The following is a 5,616-nucleotide window of genomic DNA, read 5'->3' as shown; positions in this document are numbered from 1 at the left end:
GCGCCGGCAGGATCGCGACTAGGGTTCGGGTGACGGCCGGCCTCCCCGGACACGCCGCCTGGGACGTCCACCATCACCGCACCAACCGTGTCGTCGTCCGCTCGCTCGCCGAGCTCTGCCTTGCCCTCGACACCGCGCTGGCGGCGGTGAGGTGATCAAGGATGGTGGTCCGACTGCCTGCACCGGCCTGGGAACCTTTCGGCGTGCACGAGGGCACAGGCCGCTACTCCCAAACGGGATCTTGTCGGAGAATACGGTTGCCCGTTCCCCCGGCGGAGAGAAGGCGAGCCCATGACAGACCGCGGTCCCACCCTACCCGGCGGGGACCTGCCGCCCGAGATCGACACCAGCATGCCCACCCCGGCGCGGATGTACGACTACTGGCTGGGCGGCAAGGACAACTTCCCCGCCGACCGGAGGGCGGGGGACGCCGTGCTCGAGGTCTTCCCCGAGATGCGGCGCGGCGTCCGTCAGAACCGGGCGCTGCTGGGCCGGATGGTGCGCTACCTGGCTGGCGAGGCGCGGATCCGGCAGTTCCTGGACATCGGAACCGGCCTGCCCACCAAAGACAACACTCACGAGGTCGCCCAGGCGGTCGCGCCGGAATCCCGGGTCGTGTACGTCGACAACGACCCGCTCGTGCTGGTGCATGCCAGGGCCTTGCTTCAAAGCAGTGCGCAGGGCGTCACCAAGTACGTGGAGGCCGACCTGCGCGACCCCGACAAGATCCTGCAGGGCGCTGCGGAGACGCTGGACTTCAACGAGCCGGTGGCGATCACGCTGTTGATGATCCTGATGCTCATCGAGGATGAGGACGCGTACGAGGTCGTCAGCCGGCTCATGGCTGCCGTGCCCTCAGGTAGCTACCTCGCCATCTCCCATCCCGCCGGCGATGTCGACAGCGGCGGCGAGATCTCCAAGGCCTACGAGCGCCTTGAGAAGCTGATGCCCGACCGTCCCACCCTCCGTGGCAAGGACCAAATTGCCCGGTTCTTCGACGGCTTGGAGATGGTGGAGCCGGGGCTGGTGCAGCTGCACCGGTGGCGACCCGATCCAGGTGACGCCGATAGTGTCCTCCACTACGACGTGCCCGCCTACGCCGGGGTTGGACGCAAGCCATAGAGGTCAGGACCGATGGCCAGGGAAGTCAGGGCCGATGGGCACCTGGCCGATTCATGCGGGATCACCACCCAGACCGCCGACGCCATCCGCAGCTCACAGGTCACGTCCGAGTTCCCGCACCCTACGGGTTCCGGCCTGTACCGAGTGCGGATGCAACGGTCGATAGCCAAGGCGGATCCCGGACAGTCTGGACGAAAGTGGCACACTGTCTGTCAACCAGGGTGCGGGAGGCACCAGGTTGCGGGAGGCAGGCGTGAGCGAGGATCGGCCCGGACTGGGGAGCGGCCCGACCGTGCGTCGCATGCTGGTCGGCGCCCAGTTGCGCCGGCTCCGGATCGACACGGGACTCTCACGCGAGGAGGCCGCCGAGGCGATCCGGGCGTCGGAGTGGAAGATCCACCGGCTGGAGAACGGCCAGGTTGGCTTCAAGGACCGCGACATCGTCGACCTGCTGCGGCTGTACGGCGTCACCGACCCAGATGAGGTCGCCGGGTTCCTGGAGTTCGCTCGCGAGGCCAACGCCCCTGGCTGGTGGCAGCACTACGGCGACCTGCTGCCCCAGTGGTTCCGGGCCTATGTGGATCTGGAGTCGGCGGCCACGCTGATCCGGACCTACGAGGGCCAGCTAGTCCCCGGCCTGTTGCAGACCGAGGACTACATGCGGGCGGTCATCGCCGGCGCGCACCTGGACGAACGGGCGGAGGAGGAACGGCGGGTCGCGCTGCGGATGGCCCGCCAGACGCTGCTCACCCGACCGGACGCGCCCCGGCTGTGGGCGGTGATCGACGAGGCGGCGCTGCGGCGACCCGTGGGCCGTCCCGAGGTGATGCGCGGGCAGCTGGAGCGGCTGATCGACGCCACCAAGCAGGCGAATGTCGTCTTGCAGATCTTGCCGTTCGGTGCTGGTGCCCACCCGGGCATGGTGGGCTCGTTCAGCATCCTCCGGTTCGCCGACCAGGAGCTACCCGATGTGGTCTATGTCGAGCACCTGACCAATGCCCTGTACCTCGACAGGCGCGACGACGTCAACCAGTACCTGCATGTCATGGACCGCATCAGCATGCGCGCCGCACCTCCCGACAAGACCGTGGACCTCCTCCACAAGATCCTGCAGGAATCCTGATGCGCTCGGGGTAGGCCCCTGTCCGCTGCGCAGGTGTCGCAGCCTCAGGGTCGCTCCCTGGCTACAGAAGGTCGTCGAAGTCGCCGTCTTTCACGCCCTCGAGGAACGCGCGGACCTCGGCTTGGCTGAAGATCAGCGTGGGTCCTTGCGGATACCGGGAATTCCGCACCGCCACCTCATGACCTGGCAACTTGGCCGTCTCGATGCAGTTGCCCTGGGCGCTGCTGCGCCCGCTCTTCCACCAGCAGGCGCCCCGCAACTCCCCGGCCGGCATGCCGTTGTAGGGCCTTGACTCTGCACCTTCACCCATTATCAGCTAGCTCCCTTCCAGCAGGCCGATCCAACCGGCTCGGTACAGAGCCAGCGGAGCTGCACGCCGACAGATCAGGGGACGCCCCGCCGCTCCGGGCCGAACCTCGATCCCGAGGCGGCCGAGAGAACTCCCACCGGGGTCTGTACTTGGTGCCTGCACCTGACATCTGCAGTTGCATCTGCACTTGGCATAGCAGATCATATCGCGCGTCAAGACGGCACACAAAATCGCTCGGCCTGACCCGCCCAAGGCTCGCGGGAGTTGCCATGACACACGGGAGCACCGCTGCAACAGCGCTGCAGGTGCTGGTCGTCGACGACAGCCAAACCCAGCGCACACGCATCCGTTCGGCACTGGAGCAGGCCGGGCTGACGGTGGTCGGCGAGGCCGAGGATGGCGCCCAGGCGGTGACTCAGGCCGCCGCGCATCACCCCGATGTGGTGCTCATGGACCTGCGCATGCCCCGGATGGACGGCGTCCAAGCCACCCGGATCCTGCGGCGCCAACAGCCGGACACACCCGTGGTGTTGTGGACCGGGGACGACGACGCCCAGCTGGACCGGGCCGTCTGCAACTCCGGAGCACAGGTCGGCATCCCCAAGGGCATCGGCACAGTCGAGCTCGTCGCCACCTTGCGAGAAGCCTGCGCTGCCCAAGACAAGGGCCAAACGGTCGCTGGTGGCCGCCCGGACAGCCGAGCCGATGCATCCGTTGAGGGGCTCACCGCCGCCGACTGGCTAGCCCTCAAGCAGCTCGAGGCGTCCGACGGATTCGTCATGCGCTGGCCGGTCGGGCGCCAGGTCACCCGCTCGCTCGCCAACCGTCGGCTCGTCGTGGTCGCCTCCGACTATGTACTACTGACCGAGGCCGGACGCCGTGCCCTCGCCAACGACAGCCAGCGCGGCAGTCGTTCTGCTCTCCCGGATCCAGACCGTACCGAGGTCGGCGCCCCAACTCGATCGGCCCGGGCCGGTCGAGGCTCGGGGGGGCGGCGTGCGGGCCGATGGGACAGCGAGCCCCTTCGCAGGACTAGGTCGACCCAACGGGCCATGCAGTAGGCGATTCACCTTGGCAGGGGCGGACCTTCCACCCGCTGTGGGACTAACGAACGTCGAGTTACAGCTACAGCGGTCTGGGCCGTTTGCCCCTACCCAATTCCACAGCACGCGGCGACAGTGTCGCGGTAGCTGTGCACGCAGCTGACTCGGCGTCTGAATGAGAGGGCATGACCGTGGACGTCAGCAACATGGCAGCCCGGCCGGCATCGGTGGCCGCGCGCCATCGCCGGCTGCGGGTCGTCAACCTGGTGGTCGGTCTCCTGCTGGGCCTGGAAGGCGCCCTGATGTTGGCGCTCAGCAACACCCTGGCCCTGCCGATCACCGCGTCCTATCTGACCAACGACCCGGTCGCGGCCCAAGGGCCAACCATGCCCGAGCGCCTCTTCGCGCTCCCGATCGGCCCCACCGTGGCGGTCTTCCTGCTGCTGGCCGCCGCCGATCATCTCCTGGTCGCCGCCCCCGGCGCCCAGCGGTGGTATACGCGCAGCCTGGAGCGTCGATCCAACTACGCCCGCTGGGTCGAGTACTCGGTCAGCGCCTCCATCATGATCGTGCTGATCGGCCTGTTCGTGGGGATCCGCGATCTTGCCGCGGTGACCGCCATCTTCGCCGCGAACACCGCGATGATCCTGTTCGGCCTGCTCATGGAGCGTCAGCAGCAGCCGGGCAGGGCGGACTGGAGCGCCTTTTGGTTCGGGTCCCTGATCGGGGTGGTGCCCTGGGTCCTGGTGGGGATCTATGTGGCCGGGGCGCCGCAGGTGCCCGGCTTCGTGTACGCGATCACCGCCACCCAGTTCGTCTTGTTCTTCAGCTTCGCCGTCAACATGGCATTGCAGTACCGAGAGGTGGGGCGCTGGCGGGACTATGTGGTCGGCGAGGTCAGCTACATCACCCTCAGCCTGGTCGCCAAGTCGCTGCTCGCCTGGCTGATCTTCGCCAACGTCCTACGCGCCTAGCCTCCGGCCGGTTCGATGGTCTGGCCACGAGCCGCAGCGCCGTGCCGTGGAGCTGGCGTGTGTCGTGTTTCCTGGACGCACGGCGGACCCCAGACGCGTCGTCGAGCCGTCCCGCCATTGGAGAGGACAGTTCCGTGCCGACACGATCGTTTCCCCTGACGCCGACGTCGCTGCAGGTGGCGGACGAGGTGCTTGATGACCTGCGTCGTAGGCTGACCACGACCAAGTGGCCGCGGGATGCCGGCAACGACGACGGCTACTACGGGGTGCGCCGCTCGTACCTGCAGGAGCTGGTGGCGTACTGGGCGGATGGGTTTGACTGGCGCGCCGCCGAGCGGGCGATCAATGCCTACGAGCACTACCGCGTCGAGGTTGGCGGCGTGCCGGTCCACTTCATGCGCAAGCCCGGCGTCGGGGCCGACCCCGTGCCGCTGATCCTCAGCCACGGCTGGCCGTGGACGTTCTGGCACTGGGCCAAGGTCATCGACCCGCTCGCCGACCCGGCCGCGTTCGGAGCCGACCCGGCGGATGCGTTCGAGGTGATCGTGCCGTCGTTGCCCGGCTTCGGGTTCTCGACACCGCTCACGTTCGCCGTCCACCTGGCGGCGCACGTGCTCGCGCCCAGCACCCTCGCCTACGGACTGGCCGACTCCCCGGCCGGGATGCTGGCCTGGATGCTGGAACGCTGGGCGAACTGGTCGGACAACGGCGGCGACGTTGAACGGGTGTTCACCAAGGACGATCTGCTCACCCACGCGACGATCTACTGGGCGGGCGACGCCATCGAGACGTCGATCCGCACCTACGCCAACAACAACCGCTATCCCTGGACGCCGTCGCATGACCGCTGGCCGCAGGTCGAGGCGCCCACGGGCATCACCTTGGTCGGCTATGAGAACCCGCCCGGCGTGACGACCAGCGAACAGCGGGTGCAGCACTTCCTCAGTGCGCGGGGACGTTGACGTGGTGGTACCAGTCAGCGCGGTCGCTGCTGGTCCGCATGTGATCTTCAGGTCCAGCGCCGCGTTTCGGTGGCCTGGTCGG

General features: G+C 68.0%; 6 protein-coding genes. 5 read left to right on the top strand and 1 reads right to left on the bottom strand.

What is annotated here, in order from left to right; translation table 11 throughout:
- Positions 1-291 precede the first annotated feature (291 nt).
- Together VF468_22930 and VF468_22925 are read left to right on the top strand one after the other, a co-directional pair.
- The gene (locus VF468_22930) at positions 292-1,122 is read left to right on the top strand and encodes an SAM-dependent methyltransferase (GenBank protein HEX5881144.1); all 831 of its coding nucleotides are present in this window, start codon (positions 292-294) and stop codon (positions 1,120-1,122) included.
- Between the two features lie 301 nt (positions 1,123-1,423).
- The gene (locus tag VF468_22925; protein HEX5881143.1) at positions 1,424-2,245 is read left to right on the top strand and encodes a helix-turn-helix transcriptional regulator; all 822 of its coding nucleotides are present in this window, start codon (positions 1,424-1,426) and stop codon (positions 2,243-2,245) included.
- Between the two features lie 61 nt (positions 2,246-2,306).
- Here the strand turns inward: VF468_22925 and VF468_22920 are convergent, their stop codons facing one another.
- On the bottom strand, positions 2,307-2,555 hold the full coding sequence (locus VF468_22920; protein HEX5881142.1) for a DUF397 domain-containing protein: 249 nt from the start codon (positions 2,553-2,555) through the stop codon (positions 2,307-2,309).
- A 305-nt stretch (positions 2,556-2,860) separates the two neighbouring features.
- Between VF468_22920 and VF468_22915 the strand changes: the two genes are divergently transcribed.
- The 3 genes from VF468_22915 (at position 2,861) to VF468_22905 (ending at position 5,534) form a co-directional block, all read left to right on the top strand.
- Positions 2,861-3,616: a response regulator transcription factor gene (locus VF468_22915; GenBank protein HEX5881141.1), complete on the top strand. Its 756-nt coding sequence runs from the start codon at positions 2,861-2,863 to the stop codon at positions 3,614-3,616.
- 167 nt (positions 3,617-3,783) lie between these two features.
- Positions 3,784-4,572 carry a heliorhodopsin HeR gene (heR, locus tag VF468_22910; protein ID HEX5881140.1) on the top strand — a complete coding sequence of 263 codons (789 nt, stop codon included), beginning with the start codon at positions 3,784-3,786 and terminating at the stop codon, positions 4,570-4,572.
- A 134-nt stretch (positions 4,573-4,706) separates the two neighbouring features.
- Positions 4,707-5,534 carry an epoxide hydrolase gene (locus VF468_22905; protein ID HEX5881139.1) on the top strand — a complete coding sequence of 276 codons (828 nt, stop codon included), beginning with the start codon at positions 4,707-4,709 and terminating at the stop codon, positions 5,532-5,534.
- The last annotated feature ends 82 nt before the right edge of the window (positions 5,535-5,616 follow it).

This window comes from Actinomycetota bacterium (assembly GCA_036280995.1).
In the GTDB taxonomy this organism is placed as follows: domain Bacteria; phylum Actinomycetota; class CALGFH01; order CALGFH01; family CALGFH01; genus CALGFH01.
Note: the sequence above shows the minus strand (reverse complement) of the source record. Positions and strands in the feature narration are given on the sequence as shown.

What these genes read in the sequence shown, in the direction of transcription:
- VF468_22930 (HEX5881144.1), top strand. Translation starts at nt 292, where the DNA reads ATGACAGACCGCGGTCCCACCCTACCCGGCGGGGACCTGCCGCCCGAG.
- VF468_22925 (HEX5881143.1), top strand. Translation starts at nt 1,424, where the DNA reads ATGCTGGTCGGCGCCCAGTTGCGCCGGCTCCGGATCGACACGGGACTC.
- VF468_22920 (HEX5881142.1), bottom strand. Translation starts at nt 2,555, where the DNA reads ATGGGTGAAGGTGCAGAGTCAAGGCCCTACAACGGCATGCCGGCCGGG.
- heR (HEX5881140.1), top strand. Translation starts at nt 3,784, where the DNA reads ATGACCGTGGACGTCAGCAACATGGCAGCCCGGCCGGCATCGGTGGCC.